General features: G+C 46.1%; 21 protein-coding genes. 13 read left to right on the forward strand and 8 right to left on the reverse strand.

Translation table 11 applies throughout. The features are described from left to right. Positions 1 to 12: 12 nt before the first annotated feature. Positions 13 to 4,365: a hypothetical protein gene (locus tag DW039_RS08220; protein WP_120381857.1), complete on the forward strand. Its 4,353-nt coding sequence runs from the start codon at positions 13 to 15 to the stop codon at positions 4,363 to 4,365. On the opposite strand, the gene DW039_RS08225 is transcribed toward DW039_RS08220, so the two are convergent. From DW039_RS08225 to DW039_RS08235, 3 genes are all read right to left on the reverse strand, one after another. After that, positions 4,343 to 5,029, reverse strand: a complete 687-nt coding sequence (locus DW039_RS08225) for a hypothetical protein (RefSeq protein ID WP_119957887.1) — start codon at positions 5,027 to 5,029, stop codon at positions 4,343 to 4,345. The two genes, DW039_RS08220 and DW039_RS08225, sit on opposite strands and share 23 nt — an antisense overlap. 343 nt (positions 5,030 to 5,372) lie before the next feature. Next, positions 5,373 to 6,179 (reverse strand): M48 family metallopeptidase, encoded by an 807-nt coding sequence (locus DW039_RS08230; RefSeq protein WP_009038390.1) that lies wholly within the window; start codon positions 6,177 to 6,179, stop codon positions 5,373 to 5,375. A 99-nt stretch (positions 6,180 to 6,278) separates the two neighbouring features. After that, positions 6,279 to 7,466, reverse strand: a complete 1,188-nt coding sequence (locus tag DW039_RS08235) for a pyridoxal phosphate-dependent aminotransferase family protein (RefSeq protein ID WP_005827830.1) — start codon at positions 7,464 to 7,466, stop codon at positions 6,279 to 6,281. A 207-nt stretch (positions 7,467 to 7,673) separates the two neighbouring features. Between DW039_RS08235 and DW039_RS08245 the strand changes: the two genes are divergently transcribed. The 3 genes from DW039_RS08245 to DW039_RS08255 all read left to right on the forward strand — a co-directional run bounded on the left by DW039_RS08245 (position 7,674) and on the right by DW039_RS08255 (position 11,008). Further along, the gene (locus DW039_RS08245; protein WP_005827827.1) at positions 7,674 to 8,717 is read left to right on the forward strand and encodes a diacylglycerol kinase family protein; all 1,044 of its coding nucleotides are present in this window, start codon (positions 7,674 to 7,676) and stop codon (positions 8,715 to 8,717) included. Positions 8,718 to 8,848: 131 nt separating this feature from the next. Beyond that, positions 8,849 to 10,606: an aspartate--tRNA ligase gene (gene aspS / locus DW039_RS08250; RefSeq protein WP_005837170.1), complete on the forward strand. Its 1,758-nt coding sequence runs from the start codon at positions 8,849 to 8,851 to the stop codon at positions 10,604 to 10,606. A 21-nt stretch (positions 10,607 to 10,627) separates the two neighbouring features. Then, the gene (locus tag DW039_RS08255) at positions 10,628 to 11,008 is read left to right on the forward strand and encodes a GtrA family protein (protein WP_120381858.1); all 381 of its coding nucleotides are present in this window, start codon (positions 10,628 to 10,630) and stop codon (positions 11,006 to 11,008) included. Positions 11,009 to 11,034: 26 nt separating this feature from the next. Here the strand turns inward: DW039_RS08255 and DW039_RS08260 are convergent, their stop codons facing one another. The 3 genes from DW039_RS08260 to DW039_RS08270 form a co-directional block, all read right to left on the reverse strand. Further along, the gene (locus DW039_RS08260; RefSeq protein ID WP_005827821.1) at positions 11,035 to 11,922 is read right to left on the reverse strand and encodes a carbon-nitrogen hydrolase; all 888 of its coding nucleotides are present in this window, start codon (positions 11,920 to 11,922) and stop codon (positions 11,035 to 11,037) included. Positions 11,923 to 11,962: 40 nt separating this feature from the next. After that, entirely contained in the window at positions 11,963 to 13,078 is a 1,116-nt protein-coding gene (locus DW039_RS08265; protein ID WP_005837171.1) for an agmatine deiminase family protein, read from the reverse strand. Between the two features lie 138 nt (positions 13,079 to 13,216). Next, positions 13,217 to 13,753 carry a ferredoxin domain-containing protein gene (locus DW039_RS08270; RefSeq protein WP_022402408.1) on the reverse strand — a complete coding sequence of 179 codons (537 nt, stop codon included), beginning with the start codon at positions 13,751 to 13,753 and terminating at the stop codon, positions 13,217 to 13,219. Positions 13,754 to 13,845: 92 nt separating this feature from the next. On the opposite strand from DW039_RS08270, the gene DW039_RS08275 reads away from it, so the two are divergent. Together DW039_RS08275 and DW039_RS08280 are read left to right on the forward strand one after the other, a co-directional pair. After that, the gene (locus tag DW039_RS08275; RefSeq protein ID WP_022402407.1) at positions 13,846 to 14,469 is read left to right on the forward strand and encodes an ATP-binding cassette domain-containing protein; all 624 of its coding nucleotides are present in this window, start codon (positions 13,846 to 13,848) and stop codon (positions 14,467 to 14,469) included. A gap of 11 nt (positions 14,470 to 14,480) precedes the next feature. Next, entirely contained in the window at positions 14,481 to 15,290 is an 810-nt protein-coding gene (locus DW039_RS08280; RefSeq protein ID WP_005827813.1) for an ABC transporter permease, read from the forward strand. A gap of 2 nt (positions 15,291 to 15,292) precedes the next feature. Here the strand turns inward: DW039_RS08280 and DW039_RS08285 are convergent, their stop codons facing one another. After that, the gene (locus DW039_RS08285) at positions 15,293 to 15,703 is read right to left on the reverse strand and encodes a DUF4891 domain-containing protein (protein ID WP_005837172.1); all 411 of its coding nucleotides are present in this window, start codon (positions 15,701 to 15,703) and stop codon (positions 15,293 to 15,295) included. A gap of 24 nt (positions 15,704 to 15,727) precedes the next feature. Next, positions 15,728 to 16,504 (reverse strand): DUF4377 domain-containing protein, encoded by a 777-nt coding sequence (locus DW039_RS08290; RefSeq protein ID WP_005827810.1) that lies wholly within the window; start codon positions 16,502 to 16,504, stop codon positions 15,728 to 15,730. 188 nt (positions 16,505 to 16,692) lie between these two features. Between DW039_RS08290 and DW039_RS08295 the strand changes: the two genes are divergently transcribed. From DW039_RS08295 to DW039_RS08325, 7 genes are all read left to right on the forward strand, one after another. Next, the gene (locus DW039_RS08295; protein WP_005827806.1) at positions 16,693 to 17,787 is read left to right on the forward strand and encodes a Nif3-like dinuclear metal center hexameric protein; all 1,095 of its coding nucleotides are present in this window, start codon (positions 16,693 to 16,695) and stop codon (positions 17,785 to 17,787) included. Between the two features lie 5 nt (positions 17,788 to 17,792). Beyond that, a complete protein-coding gene (locus tag DW039_RS08300; protein ID WP_005827804.1) occupies positions 17,793 to 18,632 on the forward strand; it encodes a zinc ribbon domain-containing protein in 840 nt (279 codons plus the stop codon). 145 nt (positions 18,633 to 18,777) lie between these two features. Further along, complete coding sequence (locus DW039_RS08305) at positions 18,778 to 19,944, forward strand: PCMD domain-containing protein (RefSeq protein WP_005827802.1); 1,167 nt, start codon at positions 18,778 to 18,780, stop codon at positions 19,942 to 19,944. Between the two features lie 25 nt (positions 19,945 to 19,969). Next, on the forward strand, positions 19,970 to 20,752 hold the full coding sequence (locus DW039_RS08310) for a porin family protein (protein WP_005827800.1): 783 nt from the start codon (positions 19,970 to 19,972) through the stop codon (positions 20,750 to 20,752). Positions 20,753 to 20,845: 93 nt separating this feature from the next. Next, a complete protein-coding gene (locus DW039_RS08315) occupies positions 20,846 to 22,279 on the forward strand; it encodes an efflux transporter outer membrane subunit (RefSeq protein WP_117887844.1) in 1,434 nt (477 codons plus the stop codon). Between the two features lie 25 nt (positions 22,280 to 22,304). Further along, on the forward strand, positions 22,305 to 23,408 hold the full coding sequence (locus tag DW039_RS08320) for an efflux RND transporter periplasmic adaptor subunit (RefSeq protein ID WP_005827796.1): 1,104 nt from the start codon (positions 22,305 to 22,307) through the stop codon (positions 23,406 to 23,408). 25 nt (positions 23,409 to 23,433) lie between these two features. Further along, positions 23,434 to 26,547, forward strand: a complete 3,114-nt coding sequence (locus tag DW039_RS08325) for an efflux RND transporter permease subunit (protein ID WP_005827794.1) — start codon at positions 23,434 to 23,436, stop codon at positions 26,545 to 26,547. Positions 26,548 to 26,657 lie beyond the last annotated feature (110 nt).

The following is a 26,657-nucleotide window of genomic DNA, read 5'->3' on the forward strand; positions in this document are numbered from 1 at the left end:
CAACACTATATTATGAAAACATACCATGTATTTATAGCCTCTTCGCTGAGTTTTCAGAAAGAAAGGGATTTAATGGAAAAAGTCCTGACGGAAAGAAACAACAGCGAACTCAATATTGTAGTGCACCGGCACGAAAAAAATGGAGACAACGATTTAGCTAAAGGCGATACGCAGGAAATCATAAATTCAGAGATAAGGCAATGTGACGTCATCATCTTCTTCGCCGGAAACTGGATACGCTCCAAGACCATCGGAGAGTTTAATGTTGCCATCGAAAATGCATCCAACAAACATATCTATTTCTATCAGAATCCGACATTGGAATACACCCAAGAAGACTGGACAAACACTACTTTATGGAAAGACTTCTATGCGGAATACATGCAAAAGCACCTGGACGACGATACCGTTATCGAGCGGTATGAGAAGCAGTGCAATACGCTGGAGCAGCTAAGGGACGCGTTGGTCAAGGATCGTGAAAGTTTTCTCAATAATCCCTTTTGCGCAATCTCTTGTCATAAGATGGAGTATGATAAAATTATTCCCAACAGCCAAGCCAACCGTCGCAGAGGCAACCTGGACTACTATTTTATCCGTCCGGAAGTAGACAACAAACTTAAAGAGGAGTTTGACAGCACAAACAAGACAATCATCGTCACCGGTCAATCCACTTCGGGAAAGACTATTGCCGTTTGCCGAATGCTGAAAAAGCTCCCTCAGGAATATTATGTGGTCATTTTGAATGCCGATACGACCAAAGAACAGTTAGAACGGCTTTCTGTATCCCAATTCCAGCATGGCAAAAAGATTCTTCTACTGGACGATTTGCAGCTGTTGTTTTGGAAAGAAGAGAATGAAAAGCCGATACCCATTGACAGAGAATTACTTCGCAAGTTATCGGAAATCCTTCACATCGGCAATCCGGACTTCAAGGTTATTGCCACTACAAGCTATAGCTTCAAGGAAGTGAAATCCATGCTTACTTTCAATGAAATGGTTCCTCCGGCCATAGTCGAAGTGGGCATCAAACCTTTATCCTTCAAAAAAATAAATGAATATGCCCGCGAGCTTAGGACATACGGCTATCTTAAACTCCGACCCGAAGCCGGCATGACTATCGGTTCCTTGTTTTTCGACATAGACAGAATCAAGACCAGATATAACAACCAGTTCCAGAACAGCAATTTAAGCAACCTGCAGAAATCCATGCTTCGACAACTCTGCCACGCCATAAAATGTTTGTGGATGTGGAAAAAGAGAAGCCGCAATAAAATAGACCTATTGCTCGATTTCCTCAAATTCACCTATGAGAACAGTTACGAAAAGGCCGACAGAAGCACCATCTGTGAATTGGCAGGCAAAGTAGATGATTTGATTTATTATCAGGACATTGAAAAGGACACATTTGAAGTTGAAGACATCATAGTAACCCAGGTTTTCCAGTACTATAGCAGTGAACCGTCCGATGACCTACTGGCAACTGAAAAGAAAGCCATAAAGGGCATATTCCGCTATATCTACTACAAAGACAGACCGAACTTTTTCAAAAATACAACCAAGATCCTGCATCGGGTGAAAAACTGTTCGGTAAATGCCCCCGAACTCCAACAGTATATCATCAATGATGTTGTAAGCCGCATTTATAAAAACGAACAAACGCTATATACAAGTAAGGAACTGGGAACAAACCCGGAAGGCGTTTCCATTGATTGGGTGGACGCCTATATTGGCAATATAGCCAATTTTGCTCCTACCAATGCAGAGGCCATCCATATTTGGAAATTAACAAAAAAATATAATAGGAGAGAGCTGAATGTGCTGCGGTGGCTTTTGCCCAGACTGCAGACACAACAAGATAAGGACATTGTACACAAGGATTTGCTCAATGAACAAGGGCAAATGCAAGACAAGTATATAGAAAACTCGTATATTGAATTTCAGACAGAATTGGTATGGTTCCTCGACATGGACGAAGCCAAAGAAATATACCTCAACGCTTCCTTTATATACGAAGCTTCCCCAAGTGCCGATGATGACGACATAGATGATTTCTTCTCCGATTCTGCAGAGAGCGCCCATGGGCAGGAAAGCAACAATGAGACTTATCTGACAGAACTGAAAGAGAAAAGAATACGTAATTTCGCCAGGCAGCTTATGCATAAAGCACAGACTCTGGCTGACATACACGACATCAAGAACTTCTTGCAGAAGAATGATAAAGGGGTAGTTCCCCACGACGATGCAGTCTTTTTCTTCAACTTTATTGCTCCCTACACCTGGCTGGAAGTTTTCAAAAGATTCAGCCAGCCGGAAAAGCTGGTTGCATTCTTCAACGAACTGACAGAACTGTCTGTCGACAAAAAAGAGGATACCAGTATGTTCCTGAACAAGACCGAAGTGTTGAATGGAGCACTCGAAAACATACCGTCCTCTTATGCCTATGATTTATGGAACCGTATGGGGAATAACTGTGATGGCTACTCATTGAACTTTATGCTCCAAAAGGCTAAAAATTTTGAGCAAGCCAAAGGAATCTTCAACACTTTTATGGAAAGGTTGGAGCAGCAAGAAGAAGAAAACAAGACCAAACTGAAAGTGGGTGAAATCTACTTGAACGACTTATTGGATACGACCTCCACTTATAGCGGGATTAAGGAATGCGAGGAACTGTTCCATAAATACCATTTACTGGAAGCAGACCAGTCTTTACTGGATTACCCGAGCCAGCACACACAAGGTATCCTATACCAACGCATGACCCTAAAGGAAATCAAGGCACATATGAAGAGACATCGTCCCCAAAACGGCGATGAATCTCGAAATATAAGAACAATCGTACAATTCATTCTGAAAATATCAAATTATGAAGAGGCGTATCAGGCACTGTTCGGAGAAACTCCCGATTGTATTACTCCGGAAGAACAACAGATTTTGAATCATTCGCCCTACGTTGTCTCCGAAATGTTCAATAAGGTAAAGACTCCGGAAGAAGGAGGAGTCGCAAGGGATTTCTTCGAGAACCGGCTGGACAAGTCACTGCTCAATCATCCTGATGCCAATATCTTGAATATCATTATCAATAACCGGTTCATATATCCCTATTATGAACAAAAAGTGGACATGATAAAGCGGATGTCCGAAAAATACACCGTACAACAGAACAGTTATACACATAAACATTTACTCTATCACCTGACCAACCACACCCAAGATTCACTTCCTCCGGAAGAAATACAACTGATTATAAATGAGGAAATAATGAAAAGCCTGGATGCGCCAAAGGATGTATTGAAGCAAATGCTTATCCAGCGATACTATGCCGGAAGAGCACAAGACAACGTTCCGCAGCCTTTTCCCATTTATACATCGGAAGGGTGGAAAATTAAAGAAAGCACTATTCTGGAATATGTGTATTGTCTGCTGGACGTGGGCGTATATGATGGAGGAATTATCTTCTGTTGCATGAAGGCATTGCTCCGTCAGAATGATAAGGAAAACGCCCAACGGCTGCAAGAGCAAGCAATCAGTAAAAAGGTTTTTATCAATTACGATTCATATTGTATGTTGAAAAAGGTAGGAGCCGTCATTCCCAAACCCTACCTATTTGTCGAACATTATCCAATTATGAAGGACATATGCTATCAAATGCGGGAACGCGGCATGACCTTCGAAGAAGCCGAAAGCCGTATAAAAGAGATGGAAGATGATTTACATATTTCCATTGCACGCACACAAATCTACTGGAACAATGTCATCAGCCGCATGGCCAACAACAGAACAAACAAAAAACTGGTGCTTCAGAATACTCTGAAATTCATTGATGAACACCATGTGCCGATGAGTCCGGAAATATATTACTCCCTTTTACACACAATCACTTCCATTGAAGACTATACAAAAGTCAAAGGTTTATATAAAGGCGAATTGAATATAGGACATATCTTCGTACTTCTAAAGAAGATTCCAGAATTTGCCAAATATAGAATTGCCGAATGGGCATTTGTCGCCTGCTTGCGTCAGGAGTTTGATGAATGGTATGACATTCTATGTTCCATCAGTGAGAAAGAACAGGAGAAAAGAATTAAAATCATGTTACAGTCCGAGCGCTACAAGCAACTGCAAGTCATCACCCCCAAAGGGTATCTTAACCAGACTTTCTTGTTCTGGTGGACTATCCGCTACGCCGTCTCAGAGACTGAAGAGCAACGGAAGGCAGAATTGGATACCCTTGTCACAATGATACCCAAACCCTTTGTACCTCAGTATCCGAAAATGATAGAGAAGTTCTTTATACCTTATCCGCAAGACTTGCTTGAAATCATTCGAGAATATATAGGCCGGATTATTTCATCCGAGCCGCAATAGCCAGCAATACCCCGAGCACCACACCCAATATCGCTGCAAACAGCACCCGCATTTCTCCCGGCAGGAGGAATGTGATGGTGTGTGCCGGATACCAGAAGAAAGGAATTGTTTTCTTGAAGACAAAATTCCATTGTGCATCCCAATTCAGATGCGTAATGATGCGGGTCATCGGGATAGGAGTGAGGAGGCTGCGAGGCGAACCGCCACAATCCAAGATATGCGTATCCGTAATCTTATGGAATGTCATGAATACCGGAGCGAAAATGGTATTCATAGCAACTGAAATGGCGAAGGCTATCCATAATTTGTCCAGGCAGAACTCTCCGTTTATAATGGCGGCGGCATTTGCCATTCCCATATATTCCATAAATTGCGGCACACCTTTGGAGAAGATTATCATGGCCGCATTGATACCCATTCCCAGCAGTCCCCACACTACGGCACGCGGCAGTACGCCAAATCCTTTTCGGTTATAGACTCCGGCACTGATACGAAGTCCCAGCATCTCACCCAGTGTAGCAAGAATTCCAAATTTAATGAAACTCATCACCATGCCATGAGCAGCGTTGAAAGACTTATACCAATCGTAGATGGATTCACTCACAAAGAATGGCAGGAATATTATCACCAGAACAAAAACAAAGAGGAAGTCTTGTTTTTTCATACAAAAGTCATGTTTTTCATAAATAATGTGGCAAACATACTAAAATTATTCTAATTTAAAAGCAAATAAGTAAATAAAAGAAGTTTTACCAAACAGAACAAAGTGTTTCCCTTAACCGAACAGTGTGTTTCATTAAAGAGAACACTTCGTTTCCCTTAAAAGAACAGTTTGTTTCAAATAGAAAAACACTTTGTTTTCTATAGCTAAAACAAAGTGTTCAGCACTGTGAACTAACGAATTATCCCATTAGCTCCCTCAGAAGCCCATATCATAGTCTCGGCACAAAAAAAGTGGGATTCAGAGAAACCTCTGATCCCACTTCATCATAGTAAGCAACGGATAGTTATTTCTTATCCTTCATATATTCATCCGCTTTCTCCTTGGCACGTGCCACGCGCTTGGCTGTATCCGGATGAGAAGAGAACATCTTCTGGAACTTGGATTCCTTCGGTGCTTCCGCTGAAAGTTCAAGCAATTTGTTCAAAGCATTGTACATGGCATACGGATCGAGATTATTCTTGATGCAGAATTCAAAGCCGTAATCATCCGCTTCCGTCTCCTGCTTCTGGGAGTATTGAGCACCTGCCAATGCCTCGGCCATGGCACCCAGTTCAGAATCACTCAATTTGGATACCGTAGAACTTGCCGCACCGGCAGCATTCTTCACAGCCGAACGAAGGTAAGCATTCTTCATCGCATCTTTGGAATCCGTATGGATGACGTGACCTATCTCGTGGCCGACAACTGCCATCACTTCATCATCCGTCATGATGTCCATCAGTCCGGCACAGATGCGTACACTACCATCACCGCACGCAAAGGCATTCACATCTATTACTTCATAAACACCGAAGTTCACCTTCAAGCCGTCCACTTCCTTGATATTTCCGGTCAGCTTCTCCAGACGCTTGCCGTAATCCGTATCGGGCTTTGTCAGCGGATTGTGCGTATCCATCCATTCCATATATTCCTTGCTCATCGCTGCAATGTCAGCATCGGACAATGAAATGGCCTTGACGGCATCTGTACCGGCTTGGACAACTTTGGTCACATTGATTTTCTTTCCACCGATTTTGAACTGCGCATAGGCAGTGGTGGTACAACTCATTCCGCATACTACAGCAGTAATGATGAAGAAGTTCTTTTTCATGTACTTTACGATTTAATTTTAATCCTACTTCGCTTTGTCTATAAAAAAAACCGCCTAATCATTATTAAACGGTTTTCCGAATATCTGTTTAAATCAAGTTTACTTGATGATACCCAATTCCTTGAAACATTTAGTCAATTTTTCTACAGCATAATCCACTTGTTCGACCGTATGGGTAGCCATCAACGCTACACGCACCAGTGTATCTTGTGGAGCACATGCAGGTGGAATAACGGGGTTGATGAAGATACCTTCGTCAAAAGCCAGCTTCGTTACTATAAATGTCTTCTCTGTATCACGCACATAGAGAGGAATGATAGGAGATTCTGTCTCACCGATTTCGAAGCCTGCATCGCGGAACTTCTTCAAGGCATAGTTAGTGATGTCCCACAGACGTTGGATGCGTTCAGGTTCGGACTTGATGATGTGAAGCGCCTCGCGGGCTGCAGCCGTAGCAGCAGGTGTGCTACTTGCCTGGAATATATAGGAACGGGCATTGTGGCGCAGCCAATTGATTACCGCCTTGTCTCCAGCAACAAAACCACCGATGGAAGCCAATGACTTGCTGAATGTACCCATAATCAGGTCTACATCTTCGGTAACACCGAAATGGTCGCACACACCACGGCCTTGTTTTCCGAATACACCCAAGCCGTGAGCTTCGTCCACGTAAATGCTGGCATTGTATTTCTTCTTCAGGCGGACAATTTCGGGCAGATTGGCCAAGTCACCTTCCATGGAAAATACTCCATCCACAACAATCAGCTTTACAGCATCCAGTTCGCATTTCTGGAGTTCTTTTTCCAAAGCCTCCATATCGTTATGCTTGTACTTCAACTGAGTGGCAAATGCAAGACGGCGGCCATCTACAATGGAAGCGTGATCACGGTCATCACAAATAATATAATCCCCACGGCCTACAACGGCAGGAATAATACCTTCGTTTACAGTAAATCCGGTAGAAAAACAGAGTGCTTCATCTTTTCCTACGAATTCAGCCAATTCCTTCTCCAGTTCAACATGTATATCGAGTGTTCCGTTCAGAAAGCGGGAACCTGCACAACCGGTGCCATATTTTTCTGTGGCAGCTATCGAGGCATCAATGATACGCTTGTCATATGTCAGTCCCATATATGCATTAGAGCCGAACATCAGAACCTTTTTACCATCCATCATTACCTCTGTATCCTGATGGCTGTTAATTGTGCGGAAATAAGGATATACGCCTTTTGCCATAAACTGCTGCGGCAGGTCGTATTTCGCAAATTTGTCTTGTAGTAAACCCATGAAATATCTTTTATATAATGAATATTTAATTCTATTAAATACAAGTCTTAAAAAACAGGGGGCAAAGATAGCAAAATATGTCGGTATATGTTCTATTTACATTAAAAAAACTACTTATACTTATTTTAAAAAGAATTATGTGGTTAATTTTTCAGATATTTATATTACTTTTGCCAGTTGGAAAACCTGCATAGCAACAACCCTTGCATGAACGAAAACAAGAAGAAAATAGCATTCATCATAAACCCCATATCCGGCACTCAGAGTAAGGAGCAGATACTGAAGTGGCTCGATGAAAAGCTGGATAAGGAAAGGTATGCACAAGAAGTGATTTATACCGAACGGGCAGGCCATGCCGTAGAGATAGCGGCACAGAAGGCACAAGAAGATGCACATGCCGTCATCGCCATAGGAGGAGACGGCACCATCAATGAGATAGCTCGCTCACTGGTACATACAAAAACCGCTTTGGGCATCATTCCCTGCGGTTCCGGCAACGGACTTGCCCGCCATCTGCAGATTCCGATGGAGCCGAAAAAGGCCATCGACATCATCAATGACGGACTGATAGACATCATTGACTACGGAAAAATCAACGATGTCCCTTTCTTCTGCACCTGCGGCGTGGGATTCGACGCATTTGTAAGCCTGCAATTCTCCAAGGCGGGAAGGAGAGGACCACTCACTTATCTGGAAAAGACTCTGCTCGAAAGCCTGAAGTACCGTCCGGAAACCTATGAACTGGAAATGGACGGCAGCACCCTGCGATACAAGGCGTTCCTAATAGCCTGCGGAAACGCATCGCAATATGGAAACAATGCGTATATTGCCCCACAAGCCACCTTGAACGACGGACTGCTGGACGTCACCATACTCGAGCCGTTCACTGTGCTCGATGTACCGTCGCTCTCTTTCCAGCTCTTCAACAAGACCATTGACCAGAACAGCCGGATTAAGACGTTCCGTTGCCAGACACTCCGTATTCACCGTTCTAAACCGGGGGTAGTCCACTTTGACGGCGACCCGATGATGATGGGAGAGAATGTAGATGTAAAGATTATGAAGAAAGGACTGCAGGTCATTGTTCCCCGGGATGCGGAAAAAGACACTTCGAATGTCTTGCAGCGGGCACAAGACTATATCAACGGACTGAAACAAATTAATGATGCTTTTGTGGAAGACATCGCCCATAAAAACAAGATGATACTGGATAAAGGCAAAAGGCAATTCAAGAAACTGACAAAAATGTAATGTTGTAAAAAAGGTACTAAAGGAGTTTCTGAAAATAACTTTCCCCTTTTGATGCGCCATATAATATGTTTTATGTATTTTTGCATGTTCAAAATAGTAAATAAGTAAATCGTCAAACAGTAAATAAAAAGATGTATAGATCACACACCTGCGGAGAACTCCGTATCTCCGATGTTAACAAGCAAGTGACGCTGGCAGGTTGGGTACAGCGCAGCCGTAAGATGGGAGGCATGACTTTCATTGACCTCCGCGACCGTTACGGAATTACCCAATTAGTGTTCAACGAAGAGGTGAATGCCGAACTTTGCGAGCGTGCCAACCGCTTGGGCCGTGAATTCGTAATCCAGGTTAAGGGTACCGTCAACGAACGTTTCAGCAAAAACCAGCATATCCCGACGGGAGACATTGAAATCATCGTATCGGAACTGGATGTTCTGAACTCATCGCTGACCCCTCCCTTCACCATCGAGGAAAATACGGACGGTGGCGACGATATCCGCATGAAGTACCGTTATCTAGACCTGCGCCGTGCCAATGTACGCAGCAATCTGGAGCTTCGCCATAAAATGACAATTGAAGTACGCAAATACCTGGACAGCCAGGGATTCATCGAAGTGGAAACTCCGATTCTGGTAGGCTCCACACCCGAAGGTGCACGCGATTTCGTCGTTCCTTCACGCATGAACCCGGGACAATTCTATGCCTTGCCTCAAAGCCCGCAGACACTGAAACAGTTGTTGATGGTTTCCGGTTTCGACCGTTACTTCCAGATAGCCAAATGCTTCCGTGACGAAGACCTGCGTGCCGACCGCCAGCCGGAATTCACACAGATTGACTGCGAAATGTCTTTTGTGGAGCAGGATGACGTCATCAACCTCTTCGAAGGCATGGCCAAATATCTGTTCAAGGAAATCCGTGGCGTAGAGATGAACGAGCCGTTCATGCGCATGCCATGGGCAGACGCCATGAAATATTACGGCAGCGACAAGCCCGACCTCCGTTTCGGCATGAAGTTCGTGGAACTGATGGACATCATGAAGGGACACGGATTCCCGGTATTCGACAATGCCGCCTACATCGGCGGTATCTGCGCAGAAGGCGCCGCACACTATACACGCAAACAGCTGGATGCACTGACCGAATTCGTGAAAAGACCGCAAATCGGTGCCAAAGGTATGGTATACGCGCGCGTAGAGGCAGACGGCAACGTAAAATCAAGTGTCGACAAGTTCTATGCGCAGGAAGTATTGCAGGAAATGAAGGCTGCTTTCAACGCCAAGCCGGGTGACCTGATTCTGATTCTGAGCGGTGACGACGCCATGAAGACCCGCAAGCAACTGAACGAGTTGCGCCTTGAAATGGGTAACCAACTGGGATTGCGCGACAAGAACAAGTTCGTCTGCCTTTGGGTGGTTGACTTCCCGATGTTTGAGTGGAGCGATGAAGAAGGCCGCCTGATGGCTATGCACCACCCGTTCACCCATCCGAAAGACGAAGATATTCCTTTGCTGGATACAGACCCGGCAGCTGTCCGTGCAGATGCATACGACATGGTGTGCAACGGTATTGAAGTGGGTGGAGGTTCCATCCGTATCCACGATGCACAGTTGCAGGCAAAAATGTTCGAGATTCTCGGATTCACTCCGGAGAAGGCTCAGGAGCAGTTCGGCTTCCTGATGAATGCCTTCAAATACGGTGCACCTCCTCACGGTGGTCTGGCATACGGTCTGGACCGTTGGGTCAGCATCTTCGCAGGTCTCGACAGTATCCGCGACTGCATTGCATTCCCCAAGAACAACAGTGGACGCGATGTAATGCTGGATGCACCTTCGGCTATTGACCAGAAGCAGCTGGATGAACTGAATCTGATTGTTGAAGTGAAAGAGTAAAAGCAGGTACGGAGTAGGAGAGTGAAAGAGTCTGCACGCATTTTTCGTTTTGCGGTAATCGGCACGCTGAATGCCTTGATTATGGCTGTTACCGTTTGGGTAATGATGGACGAACTGGACATCAACTATATGCTCTCCAATGTAACCGCATATATACTTGCACAGATACACAACTTCATCTGGTGCAAGTATTGGATATTCCCTACAGAAAAAAAGAGCAACGCTTGGCGACAAGTGCTGCTCTTTTCTATAGCTTTCGGAATGGCTTACGGAGCGCAATTCCTTTTCCTCATAGGGCTGGTGGAGGGACTGGACTGCAACGAATACCTTGCCCAGTTCCTGGGATTATTCATCTACGGAAGTGTCAATTTCCTGATGAACAAACGGGTGACATTCCGTTAGTTCTCCCCCAGAGATCCCCGTCGTTATCAGTCAAGAAATCGTTTTGTCAATCCGGCATAGGCATCAATTCTGCGGTCGCGCAGGAAAGGCCACCAACGGCGTACATTTTCCGAACGTTCCAAGTCCACCTCTACAACGATATTTTCCGGCCGTTCGTTTCCTGCTTGGGCCAGGAACTCGCCTTGCGGTCCGGCCACAAAACTATTTCCCCAAAACAAGATACCATTGGTCTGCATGGAAGGATCCGGCTCATGTCCCACACGGTTCACTGAAACAACCGGCAAGCCGTTGGCCACAGCATGTCCACGCTGGGAGATAATCCAAGCATTGAGCTGACGCGCCTTTTCATCATCCGTATCACTGCTTTCCCAACCGATAGCCGTAGGATATATCAGTATTTCAGCTCCCTTCAGCGCCATCAGACGTGCCGCTTCCGGATACCATTGGTCCCAGCACACCAAAACTCCCAATTTGCCCAAAGATGTCTGAATAGGTTCGAAGCCTATATCACCGGGAGTAAAATAGAATTTCTCATAATAGGCGGGGTCATCAGGAATATGCATCTTCCGGTATTTCCCGGCAATGCTGCCGTCACGTTCAAAAACAACCGCTGTGTTATGATACAATCCGGGAGCGCGTTTCTCGAACAGAGAAGTGACCAGCACAATATCGTTGGCAGCAGCCAACTCTGAATAGAATCCCGTAGAAGGACCGGGAATCGGTTCTGCCAAGTCGAACAACTGCGTGTTTTCCGTCTGACAGAAATACAGAGAGTTATGCAGCTCCTGCAAAACAACCAATTGAGCCCCATGCGCCGCACATGCCTCTATACTTTTGGCCAAATTCATTAAATTAGTCCTGAGGTCCTTGGTATTGGCCTGCTGGATAATACCTACTTTTATTTTTCTTGTCATCTTATTCTATGGTTTATTGTTTTACTATGTATAATCGACATTACTTCAACACCCCTACGGGATATTGCATGGTAACACAATGCAAAGAGCCGTGTTGCTTAATCAAAGCACGGCAATCTATCCCGATAATTTCATAACCGGGAAAAGCCTCCCGCAACACTTCCCCCGCGCGGGCATCATTCTCCGGCTGGCGATAGGTGGGGTAAAGCACTGCATCATTCAGAATCAAGAAATTAGCGTAAGTGGCAGGAAGCCGTTCCCCTTCCTCTTCTATCTTATCGGCCATGGGCAAAGCCAGCAAACGGTAAGGTTCCCCCTTCAACGTACGGAAAGTCTTCAGTTGCTCCTCCATGCGATGCAGTTCTTCGTAATGCTCATCATCCGCATCCTTGCATTGTACATAGGCTATCGTGTCGGCAGGGCAGAAACGGGCCAGCGTGTCTATATGACTGTCCGTATCGTCACCTGCCAAATAACCGTGGTCCAGCCAAAGAACACGTTGCAGGTGAAAAACGGAACGAAGATATTCCTCAATTTCCACCCGGTTCATCTGTCCGTTCCGGTTAGGCGAAAGCAGGCATTCGGAGGTGGTGAGCAACGTACCCATGCCGTCACTTTCGATGGAACCGCCTTCAAGGACAAACCCCAAGCGATTTACATACTTTCCTTTCATCACTTCCGACTCCACCGCACGACGCGTAATCAAATTATCCTTATCGGATGCAAACTTCAATCCCCACCCGTTGAACTTAAAGTCGAGCAGAGATACACCGTCAGCATCCAGTAGGGTGATGGCTCCATGGTCGCGTGCCCAAGTATCATTCGTCTCACACTTCAGGAAACGGACATTTTCCATATTCACCCTGCCGAGAATCTGTTTCTTCACCTCATCCGGTTCTGGGGTTACAATCAGCAATGTCTCCCGGGCGGCTATTTCGTGGGCAATGGCTACAAAACATTCCTGCACTTCGTCCAACATATAGGTCCAGTCTGTACCCGCATGGGGCCATGTAAGCTGTATGCCGCTTTGCAAAGCCCATTCGGCAGGCAAGTGGGGAGCACGTGTCTCTACCTGAAAAGTCATATTCTTGCCAAAACGCACCTGACAGTCCTTCTCTGCGGCACCACCCAGCGGCAGTCCTACAAAATATCCCATATTATTTATCTTTTCTAATTCGTTACTTTTTAAGTTAGCAGAGAGAGGGAGAATAAACCTTAGGTTTAGAATTGCCAAACCTCTACTTCAGACTTCTAAACCTCTACTCTATGATTGTAAACCTCTACTCGTCAATTATCACTTATCTTCCTTCGGTTTCCGGTCGAAGAACGGATTCTTGGAGGATGCACTCACCGGAATGGCAAAGACTGTCTTGCATTCTTTCAGCCAATCCAAACGCTGGGCGGCAAGTCCGGCAGAAAACATCACACGGGTATCCACCCTCAAATCGGCAGCCATGGCACAAGCCGAACCTACAGCTATCCCTACATCCACCGTATTCAAGGCACAAGGTACTCCCTCCGGACGACCGGCACAAGTGGGAAAACCGCAGTGTCCGCAATTCAAACCTTGCGTCTGCTCGCGCGTACCTATTATAATTACACATTCAGCCTGCAAAATGTTGTCCGCATCACGGAGAAAGAACTTCATACCGTGCTCTTCAACCATAGCGACCATCTTTTCAGACAGCTTCTTAATGTCTTCACCCGTAACCAGCGCAGCTTCAATCACATCAATACCTTTTCCTTTCGGTGCCGTGCGCGCAGCAGTCAGCATTTGCCTTGCCACGTCAAGCACATGTTCGTGGCGGCAATCCCGTTCATTCTGTATCATAGTCTTTCTTTCCTGAATTAATTAGTGCGTCAAAGATAGCACAAATATTTTTTTGCACTATCTTTGCGATACAGAAAGATTAAAGGAACACCATGCTGCAAATAGAAAATGCCAGTATCGCCTACGGCAACGATATACTTTTCTCGGGTTTCAACCTGCAATTGGAAAGGGGAGAGATAGCCAGTATCTCCGGCCCTTCGGGATGCGGAAAGTCGTCACTGCTGAATGCCATACTTGGATTTACTCCGTTAAAAGAAGGACGCATCGTCTTGAACGGCATTCTGCTGGATAAAGGAAACGTCGACGTTGTCCGTAAGCAGACTGCATGGATTCCACAAGAACTGGCATTGCCGCTGGAATGGGTAAAGGACATGGTACAATTGCCCTTCGGTTTAAAGGCAAACCGGAGTACACCCTTTTCTGAAACCCGTTTATTTGCATGTTTCGAGGATTTGGGTCTGGAACAAGAGTTATATTACAAACGGGTGAACGAAATATCCGGAGGCCAACGCCAACGGATGATGATAGCCGTAGCCTCAATGATTGGCAAACCACTGACCATTGTCGATGAACCGACTTCCGCTCTCGACTCCGGTTCCGCGGAAAAAGTACTCTCTTTCTTCCGCAGGCAGACAGAAAATGGAAGTGCCATACTGACCGTATCCCATGACAAAAGATTCGCCAACGGATGTGACCGACATATAATCATGAAATAACATACACACTATTGGGAACCATAGATATATCATACCTCAGCCTGGGCATCGGATTATTGCTATTATTAATACCGCTGTTTTACATCTGGAAGTTCAAGACCGGACTGTTGCGCGCTACTGTGATAGGTACGGCACGCATGATTGTCCAGTTGTTCTTCATCGGCATATACTTGAACTACCTCTTTTTATGGGATAACCCGTGGATAAACTTTCTATGGGTAATTGTCATGATATTTGTAGCATCGCAGACGGCATTGGCACGAACACAATTGAAGAGGAAGATTCTGCTCCTGCCCATATCCGCAGGTTTCTTATGCAGTGTAGTATGTGTAGGCTTGTACTTTATCGGAATAGTACTGAGAGTGGAAAACGTATTCAGCGCCCGGTATTTCATCCCTATTTTCGGCATACTGATGGGCAACATGCTATCCAGTAACGTCATAGCCCTCAACACCTATTATAGTGGACTGAAACGGGAACAACAGCTTTACCGGTATCTTCTCGGCAATGGTGCTACAAAAGCGGAAGCACAGGCACCTTTCATCCGCCAAGCCATCATCAAATCCTTCAGTCCGCTGATTGCCAATATATCCGTGATGGGGCTGGTTGCTTTTCCGGGAACCATGATTGGCCAGATATTGGGTGGCAGCAGCCCGAATGTGGCCATCAAATATCAGATGATGATTATGGTCATCACCTTTACCGCCTCCATGCTGTCACTGATGATTACAATCTCTCTGGCTTCCCGCAAGTCGTTCGATGCCTACGGCAAGCTACTGCCGGTGATGGTAGAGAAGAAGGGAAAAAAGGAGCATAAATAACTTCAACGGTGATGGGCATCCAGTTTTCCGGGGAGATAGCGTAGCTGCACATATTGTACGCCCGGTTTCACAAAGCCGCTGTCCAACATCACTTTCTTTACACGGAATACTTCAAGCCTATACTGCAGGTAACTTTTGATGCGTTGACTTTGCGGCTTGGTATATGCCAACAGATTAACTTTTCCCAGCGAATCAATCTCTACCCTTGCCTTGACGGTGCGTAGAGAAAGAGGACCGTCTTTTTTCTTAGCCTGATAATCTTTATCCTTGTCTACCCAAAAGATAGCCGTAGCCTTGGGAGTAGTATCTACCGGCTCCTCCATATCCTCAGATACATCTTTACCGGAACGGTTCGTATCCTGACAAGACAATAACGATAAAAGGAAAAGAAACAAAACAAGTAATGTTTTCATAATAAAGGAGATTAATGTGTCCAACTAATCAAACGTACCCGATGAAGCATATATTATCGGATATATAAAATGTTCTTCACCTTCCGTTTGCGGTTGTTCAAACAATTGTTTGTAGATAGGTTCCGGCTCTGTTTCAGAGAAAAAATCTGCATCAGCAGGATAAATACCATAATACCACCAGGGAGTTCCTTCCATATTATAAGGCTCAATACCCTCGATTACAAACTTATATAATCCAACTGTATCACCATCTTTTATAATGCTTGTATAGGTTCCATAATTGGTCCCCATATTATATCTCAATCCTTTTAAAGGAGCATATTCTTCTTCAGTAAACTCGCCTGCTACATATTTTTTTCTTTTGCATGCAAAAGGAATCTCATATTTTCCTCCATCAGGAGAAAGAATAAAAGGATTGGGTCCATCAACCTCTATTGTATATTCATATTCTACTCCGACTTTTGATAACACCTCGACCAGTTCGTATGCAATATTACTGGCATCGGCGGGAGGGTTGAGCAAAGTTGTTTTTTTCACCAATAAGGTGTATTCATACCCCTTGCTATAATCAAACCCGGCAATTCCTAAAAAGTCCAACGCTTCATATTCATTTTTACCTTCCTCCTTTACCAACATACAATCAATGAAATGATCACTTCCCCAAGGCTGGTAAGTGCCAATCTCGGAAGAGACCTTCATTTTAATGTTTTCTACATTGTCTTGTGGAGTATCACTGTTACAAGAGGTCACACCAATTATAATCAAGAGCGATAAAATTCCGAATAGTTTTTTAGTTTTCATAGATTTAGTTTTATAATAATCGCTCGCAAAGATAGTCTTTTTCGTGATAAAACATTTTTCGATAAGAGTTTTTGTTGGAAGAAAACCGTCTATTACTCAAATTTGTTACTGATATTTTATAAAAAGAATAAAAAACATTCTCAATCCATTGCTTTTTACTATATTTGCAACCAAATTTTCTGTTCACAATGAAAATTAAGGAATTAGTAAGCGCCCTTGAACGGTTCGCGCCTCTGCCATTGCAAGACGGATTTGATAATGCCGGCCTGCAAATCGGATTGACAGATGCGGAAGCAACAGGGGCTTTGTTGTGTCTTGACGTTACTGAAGCTGTACTGGATGAAGCCATTGCATTGGGATATAATGTGGTTATATCACATCACCCTCTCATTTTCAAAGGGTATAAATCCATCACGGGCAGGGATTATGTGGAACGTTGTATCTTGAAAGCCATCAAGAATGACATCGTTGTTTATGCTGCGCACACTAACCTGGATAATGCACCGGGAGGAGTGAACTTCAAGATTGCCGAGAAAATCGGTTTGAAGAATGTCCGTATCCTGGAAGCCAAGGAAAATGCGCTGGTAAAGCTGACCACATTTGTACCGACCGCCCAAGCGGAAGACGTGAGGAAAGCCTTGTTCGACGCTGGATGCGGCAATATCGGCAACTATGATTTGTGCAGTTATAACATGGAAGGCGAGGGGACATTCCGAGCCCGGGAAGGTGCCACCCCATACTGTGGAGCGATAGGGGAGCTGCATACCGAACGTGAAGTACGTATTGAGACAATCATACCCGCCTACAAAAAAGCGGCAACTGTCAAGGCACTGCTTGCGGCACATCCATATGAAGAACCGGTCTATGATATTTATCCCTTGCAAAACTCATGGCCACAAGCCGGAGCCGGTGTCATTGGCGAATTGGAAGTACCGGAGACAGAACTTGAATTCCTGAAACGGATAAAGAAAACCTTCGAAGTAGGGTGTCTCAGACATAACAAACTCCTCGGGCGGGAAATACAGACTGTTGCATTATGTGGCGGCGCCGGCGCTTTCCTAATGCCGCTTGCCATCCGCAACCGTGCAGATGTCTTTATCACCGGCGAGATAAAATACCATGACTATTTCGGACATGATACCGATATATTATTGGCTGAAATAGGGCATTATGAAAGTGAGCAATATACGAAAGAAATATTTTATACAATAATCCGGGATTTGTTTCCTCATTTTGAGGTCCAAATGACCAAAGTGAATACAAACCCCATAAAATACATGTAAGTAAAATGGCTAAAGAAGCAAAAAAAGATCCTCAGGAATTAACCGTAGAACAGAAGTTGAAAGCTTTGTTCCAATTGCAGACAATGCTGTCCAAAATCGATGAAATCAAGACGTTGAGAGGTGAACTTCCACTGGAAGTACAGGACTTGGAAGACGAAATAGCCGGTCTGAGTACCCGTATAGACAGAATCAAGGCAGAAGTTGCCGAGTTGAAATCCTCCATTGCAGGAAAGAAAGTTGAAATTGAAACCGCAAAGGCTTCTGTAGCTAAATATAAAGACCAGCAGGACAACGTACGCAACAACCGCGAATATGACTTCTTAAGCAAGGAAATCGAATTCCAGACATTGGAAATCGAACTCTGCGAAAAGCGTATCAAGGAATTTGCCGCACAAGAGGAAGAAAAATCTCAAGAAGTAGCAGAAAGCACTGCTGCTCTGGAAGAAAGACAAAAAGACCTCGACGTAAAGAAGAGCGAACTGGACGAAATCATCTCCGAGACCAAGCAAGAGGAAGAGAAGCTGAGAGACAAAGCCAAAGAACTGGAAACAAAGATTGAACCCCGTCTGCTTCAGTCCTTCAAACGTATCCGTAAGAATTCACGCAATGGACTGGGTATTGTATACGTACAGCGTGATGCTTGCGGTGGTTGCTTCAACAAGATTCCGCCCCAGAGACAATTGGACATCCGCTCACGCAAGAAAATTATCGTTTGCGAATATTGTGGCCGTATCATGATTGACCCGGAATTAGCAGGTATAACTCCCGAACAGAAAGTGGAAGTTGTAAAGGAAAAGCCAGTAAGAGCCAAAAGAAAAATCGTACATATCGGCTCAGATAATTAAAAATAGAACATTTTCTATATATAAAACGGCAATAGTAAAGCACCTATTGCCGTTTTTTTGTTAAATAAGCTCATAAAAACCTGCTATTAGAGAAAAAAGAAGTAGTTTTGTTGCTTGAAAAATTAATAGAATTAAATTAAAAAGCATGAGACTAAACAAATTATTCATACTCTATTCACTTTTCGGAATATTGATGGCATCGTGCATAAAAGATGAAGCACCCAATGCTGAAGCTGATATAACAGGCATCTCTTTTGAAGAAGATGTACTGGCAAGCGCTCGTTTCAATTTAAATCCGTCTTACAATGATAATCTGCAGGCCTACCCCATATTAGTAAAAGTAAAAGAGGGCACTCCTTTAAACAAACTATCCCCCCTGTTTGAGTTGACGCCGGGCGCTACCATTAGTCCGGAAAGTGGTAGTGAACACGATTTCTCTGACGGAAAAAGGGTAAAGTATACCGTAACTTCTGAGAACAAGGCTTGGCAGCGAGTATATTCCATCGGTGTACGCGAACAATCGGTATCAGACATCCCAAATGAATTCCATTTTGAAGACATACGACTTATCAATGGAATTAACCCCAAATACAAATATCAGGAGTTCTATGAAGAACAAGACGGATTGGAACTGACATGGGCCAGTGGAAATGAAGGATTCAACTGGGCAGCCAGTTCATCAGCTACTGAAAATTACCCTACGTCACAATATGACAATGGTAAAAACGGAAAGTGTGCCAAATTAGAAACTCGGCTTACCGGCTCTCTGGGAGCAATGGTAGGTATGCCGATAGCTGCTGGAAATTTGTTTATCGGTGAGTTTGATATGACGAATGCTCTCACCAGCCCATTGAAAGCCACACATTTCGGCACTCCTTTCTGTTATAAGCCCTCACGTCTAAAAGGTTGGTACAAGTACAAAGCCGGTGAACGTTTTTATGAAAACGGTGGATACACCGACCGTAAAGATGTGATGAACATCTATGCAATCTTTTATGAAGGCGAAAGTTACAACGAAGCAGGAGAAGTTACGGAAGTAATATTGGATGGAAATCTGCCAAACCAGAACTATGAACATCCCAGTATGGTAGCTTTAGCTCTAATATCCAATCCCCACGAAACCGATGATTGGGAAGCTTTCGACATTCCTTTTGACTATCAGAGATATGGAAAAGAAATAGATGAAACCAAACTGGCAAAAGGAAAATATAAACTAAGTATCATTTTTGCATCCAGCAAGAACGGTGCAACTTTCGAGGGTGCGCCCGGAAGTACCCTTTTAGTGGATGATGTGGAACTGATTTTCGAATAAGAACCCTGTAGAATTGGAATACAACATGATAAAGAAAATAGTAGCATTTATCGCATTGGCAGTTTACATGCAAACCGCCCTATACGCTCAAGAGAATCAGAATCGTACGCTTATAAACGCTGCCCTGCACGGATGGGAATATGAGATAAGGGCCGGTGTCAGCATCGGTGGTACTTCCCCGCTTCCATTGCCCGTAGAAATACGGAGTATCGATGCCTACAATCCTACTTTAGCTCTTATGCTGGAAGGAAATGCCATCAAGTGGTTAGGAAAAACTAAAAAATGGGGAGTAATAACCGGGGTAAGACTGGAAACCAAAAATATGATTACCAAAGCGACAGTAAAGAACTATGGCATGGAAATCATAGGAAATGACGGTAACCGCTTGAAAGGTAACTGGACGGGAGGAGTAAAAACCAAAGTACGCAATGCCTACATTACTGTCCCCGTACTTGGAGCATATAAAATCAACTCACGATTGCGAGCCAAAGCAGGTGCATATGTATCCTACCTGATGGATGAGGAATTCTCCGGATATGTATATGAAGGTTATCTGCGTGAAGGTAACCCTACCGGAAAGAAAGTCAACTTCTCCGACGGTGCCATTGCCACTTACGACTTTTCGGATGATTTGCGCAAGTTTGCCTGGGGCGTGCAAGCTGGTGTAGACTGGCGTGCCTTCAAACATCTGAGTGTATTTGCCGACCTTACATGGGGATTGAATGATATTTTCAAGAAAGATTTCAATACAATTACCTTTGCCATGTATCCCATCTACTTGAATGTGGGTTTCGGGTATGCCTTCTAAGATACTCGGGTATACCGAGTAAATACTCATAAACAAATAAAGGTTTAGGTTGTTATCAATCCCATAAAAAGATAACCACCTAAACCTTTATTTATGAATATAAAAGCTTGGAGCACCGCGTTGCTCATATTATGCCTATGTCCTGCGGCTATGGCACAGAAAGCCAACCGCTATCTTGAGAAACCACTCCCACAAGGCTGGGGAAAGGATGTCTCCCATGCCATTCCCGGAGATGACAATCTGTTCAGCAGACAGATACCACCCATTGACGACAAGTGGTGGAAAGCCTTCGATGACCCGATGCTGGATTCATTGATTACGGTAGCCTCCACTCAAAACTATTCCGTACTTTCTGCCATGGCCCGTATGGATATGGCTAAATCCAACCTGCGGATAGAACGCGGCAGCTTTTTCCCTTCCATCTCATTGGACGGAGGATGGGCACGGCAGCAAAGCAGCGGCAATGTCAACGCACTTCCACAATCCATTACCGGTGCATACAGTGCCTCGCTCAACGCCAGTTGGGAGCTGGACGTATTCGGAAGTATCCGCCAACGGGTAAAGGCACAGCGGGAAACCTTCATGGCAAGCAAGGAGGAATATACCTCTGTCATGGTATCCCTCTGTGCCCAGATAGCTTCTGCCTACATCGGACTCCGCGAACTGCAGCAAGAGCTAAGTGTAGTGACCCACAATTGCCATACCCAGGCAGCCGTACTTAACATTACCGAAGTACGCTACAAAACCGGACTGGTGTCCAAACTGGACGTTTCACAAGCCAAATCCGTATATTACAGTACCAAAGCCTCCATCCCACAACTGGAGGCAGGCATCAACCAATACATCACGACGCTCGCAATCTTACTCGGTACTTACCCCCAGCATATCCGCCCCATATTGGAGAAGCCCGGCAAACTGCCCGACTATATGGAACCCATAGGCATCGGTGTTCCTGCCGACCTGCTGCTCCGCCGCCCCGATATACGGCAAGCCGAACGCCAAGTCAACGCGCAGGCGGCAACACTCGGCGCATCTCAAAGTGACTGGCTGCCGCAAGTGTTCCTAAAAGGTTCCATCGGCTATTCCTCCCATGACTTGAAGGACTTGACTAAACGGAACAGTATGACGTTTGAAATTGCTCCAAGCATCAGCTGGACCTTATTCAGCGGTACCAAACTGGTGAATGCCACCCGTCTGGCACGTGCCCAGCTCGATGAATCCATTCACCAGTTCAACCAGACAGTGCTTACCGCCGTGCAGGAAACGGATAATGCCATGAACTCCTATCGCAACTCCATCCAACAGATTGTTGCCATGCGCGAAGTATGCAACCAGGGAGAAGAAACTCTGAAACTCTCCCTCGATTTGTACAAACAAGGACTTACTCCCTTCCAGAACGTACTGGACGCACTACGCTCACTCCTGACATACGAAAATCAGCTGGTGCAGGCACAAGGCAGCTCCTTGCTGCATCTGATAGCCTTATACCAGGCATTGGGAGGTGGATATGAAATGAATCAGAAATAAGAATATAAACTAAACCGAACCGTATATGAAAAATCAAATGTACATCACCCTGCTCATCCTGCCATTGCTGGCAACGGGATGCGGGGGAAGGAAAGAAACGGCACAAACGATGCCCGTTCCCGAGATAAGCGTGGCCCGTCCGACAGTGCAGAACATTACGCTGACGAAAGAATATCCGGGCTACCTGACTTCTGAAAAGACCGTAGACCTGGTAGGCAGAGTCAGCGGAACCTTACAGACCATCGCTTACGCTCCCGGCAGCCGGGTACGCCAGGGACAAGTACTTTTTGTCATCGAACCGACAGTCTATCAAGACAATGTGCGGCAGGCAGAAGCAGAACTCAACACTGCCCGCGCCAACCTGGAATACGCCCAAAACAACTACACACGTATGCAGGAAGCCATGAAAAGCGATGCTGTAAGCCGTATACAAGTGCTGCAAGCACAATCCAACGTGGCAACTTCGCAGGCTGCAGTGAGCAATGCGGAAGCAGCCCTGAACACAGCACGCACCAATCTGAGCTACTGCACCGTCCGTGCTCCCTTCGACGGCACCGTAAGCCGTAACCTGGTGGATGCCGGAGGCTATGTAGGCGGCAGCGTGCAGCCCGTCACATTGGCAACCATCTACAAAGACGACCATTTGTACACCTACTTCAATGTGGCAGACAACCAATGGCTCTCCATGCTGATGCAGCAGGGAGACAGTATCCCCCGGCAAGTGAGTGTCAGCCTGGGTAAAGACGAACTCCTCACTTATCCCGCACAGCTGGACTATCTTTCGCCCAACGTAGACTTGAACACCGGAACTTTGAACATCCGCGCCCGTCTCGACAACCCTAAAGGACTGTTGAAAAGCGGCCTCTACGTCAGCATCACCTTGCCCTACGGAGAGCAACAGCAGGCCATCCTGCTGCCGGACGCCTCCATCGGTACCGACCAGTTGGGGAAATACATATACGTAGTCAACGATTCGAATATAGTGCGCTACCGCCATATAGAAACCGGACAACTGATAGGGGACAGCCTGCGCCAGATAAGGGCAGGCATCACTCCCCGGGAGCGCTACGTCACCAAAGCACTGATGAAGGTAAGGGATGGAATGAAAGTACATCCCATTGACAACTAATATGAATTGATTAATACCAAAGCCTATGTTTTCAAAATTCTTCATAGACCGTCCTATCTTTGCTACCGTATTGGCGCTGCTCATCGTCGTAGCAGGACTGGTCACACTGGGCATCCTGCCCATTGCCCAATATCCGGACATCACACCACCCACCGTGCAGGTCAGTGCCGTATATCCCGGAGCCAATGCGCAGACGGTGGCACAAACCGTCGGCATCCCCATCGAGCAGCAAGTCAACGGAGTGGACGGAATGCTTTACATGTCCTCCAACTCCAGCTCATCGGGCGCTTACTCTCTTACCATTACTTTTGCCGTAGGCACAGACATTGATATGGCTACCGTGCAGGTCCAGAACCGGGTAAGCGTGGCCCAGTCGTCACTGCCTACTCCCGTTGTGGTGCAAGGCGTCACTGTGCAGAAACAGTCATCGAACATCGTGATGTTCCTCACGATGACGTCGGACAGCAAAGACTACGACGGACTTTACCTCAGCAACTATGCCAAGCTGAATCTCGTAGACCAGTTAACACGCGTGCCCGGTGTAGGCGCCGTCAATGTGATGGGAGCAGGGGACTACTCCATGCGTATCTGGCTCGACCCTGCCGCCATGCGCATCCGCTATCTTTCGCCGGCCGATGTATACCAAGCTATCCAATCACAGAATGTGGAGGTCAGCGCAGGTAACGTAGGGCAACCCATCGGCACAGACAATAAAAATGCCTATCAATACAGCCTGACCGTAAAAGGGCGCCTTACCTCACCCGAAGAGTTCGGCAACATTATCCTGCGTACCGAAACCGGAGGGAAGATACTCCGTCTGCGCGACGTGGCGCATATCGACCTGGGCTCGGCCTCTTACAGCGTAGTATCCCAACTGGACGGGAAACCCACCGCTGCCATCGCTATCTATCAGCAACCTGGCAGCAACTCGCTGGACGTTTCCAAAGGAGTAAAGGCAAAAATGCAGGAACTCTCGCAAAATTTCCCTGCAGGCATACAATACAATGTAACCCTGGACACTACGGATGTCATTCATGCTTCCATAGACGAAGTGATGGTGACGTTCCTTGAAACAACCCTGCTGGTAGTTCTCGTCATCTTCCTGTTCCTGCAGAACTGGCGGGCGGTCGTCATTCCCTGCATCACTATTCCGGTATCACTCATCGGCACACTGGCCGTCATGTCCTTGTTCGGCTTCTCCATCAATACGCTGACACTATTCGGACTGATACTTGCCGTGGCCATCGTGGTAGATGATGCCATTGTGGTGGTGGAGAACTCCACGCGTCTGCTGGACACGGGGCGCTACACCTCCCGCCAGGCTGTGACCGAAGCGATGGGAGAGATTACCGGCCCCATTGTCGGGGTAGTGCTGGTGCTGCTTGCCGTATTTATCCCGACAACACTCGTCAGCGGCATATCAGGACAACTGTATAAACAGTTTGCCTTGACCATTGCAGCCAGCACCGTACTTAGCGGATTCAACTCATTGACCCTTACTCCGGCACTCTGTGCCTTGATGCTGCAACCTACCCGGCCTTCCAAAAATCCCCTATATCGGGGGTTCAACCATCTGTACGACAAGACACAAGGAGTCTACGACCGGATAGTGGAGTACCTGCTCCAACGCCCTGTCGCTTCCATCGTTTCATATGCGGTTTTCACATTGATTGCTGTCCTGCTGTTTGTCAAATGGCCGTCCACATTTGTTCCGGAAGAAGATGACGGCTATTTCCTCGCAGTGGTACAGCTTCCCCCTGCATCGAGCCTGGAGCGCACCCAAGCCGTAGGAAAGCAGATAAATAAGATTCTCGATTCTTACCCCGAAATAAAGGACTACATCGGCATATCCGGCTTCTCCGTGATGGGAGGTGGAGAGCAAAGCAATGCGGCCACTTACTTCATCGTACTGAAAAACTGGAATGAACGCAAGGGAAAGGAACATACGGCTGAAGCCGTAGTACAGCGCTTCAATATGGAAGTATATGGCATCCAGGAAGCAGAGATATTTGCCATGGTCCCGCCTGCCATCCCCGGACTGGGAGCTACCGGAGGCCTGCAACTCCAATTGGAAGACCGCCACAACCTCGGCGCCACCGAGATGCAGCGTGCTGTAGAGACCTTGATGGAGCATTACCGCAATTATCCGGCACTGGCATCGGTCAGCAGCCAGTACCAAGCCAATGTACCGCAATATTTTTTGAATATAGACCGCGACAAGGTACAGTTGATGGGTATCCCGCTGAACAGTGTATTCACCGCCTTGGGTTACTATATGGGGGAGGCCTACGTCAACGACTATGTACAGTTCGGACACATCTACCAAGTGAAATTGGGGGCGGGCGACCGTGCCCAGCGTGTCATCGACGATGTTCTGAAATTGAGCGTTCCCAATGCATCGGGAGAAATGGTACCTTTCTCTTCCTTCACCCGGGTGGAAGAGCAGTTAGGCATGGACCAGATAAACAGATATAACATGTACTCCACAGCAGCCGTGACCTGCAATGTGGCTCCGGGCAGTAGTTCGGGAGAGGGTATCCGGCAAATGGAAAGTCTAATCAAAGAGCATCTCGGAGACGAGTTCGGCTATGAATGGACTTCGGTAGCCTATCAGGAGACGCAGGCGGGAACCACGACGACTGTCGTATTCGTCATGGCACTGCTGGTTGCCTTCCTTGTACTCGCCGCACAATACGAAAGCTGGACCAGTCCGGTAGCTGCCGTAATGGGACTTCCGGTTGCACTGCTCGGTGCCATGCTGGGATGCTATGTCATGGGGACTCCGGTCAGCATCTACACACAAATTGGAATCATTCTGCTTGTCGCCTTGTCTGCCAAAAACGGTATTCTGATTGTGGAGTTTGCACGTGACTTTCGTGCACAAGGCAATTCAATCCGCGATGCGGCATTCCAGGCCGGACATATCCGCCTGCGACCTATTCTGATGACATCGCTTGCATTCGTATTCGGGGTTATGCCGCTGCTTTTTGCAACCGGAGCAGGGGCGGGAAGCCGTATTGCACTGGGAGCCGCCGTAGTGTTCGGTATGGCACTGAATACCTTGCTTGCCACGGTCTATATTCCTAATTTCTACGAATTGATGCAGAAGTTGCAGGAGAAGTTCAGTAAGAAACAATAGGGAGGATGAGCTACAAGTTATGGATTATGGGTTATAGGCTATCACACTTATAGCTCATAATCCATAACTCATTTTAGCAACTTGCTGCTAAAAGTTGTATCTTTGCGTGC

This window comes from Bacteroides sp. AF39-16AC (genome assembly GCF_003602735.1).
GTDB lineage: Bacteria > Bacteroidota > Bacteroidia > Bacteroidales > Bacteroidaceae > Bacteroides > Bacteroides uniformis.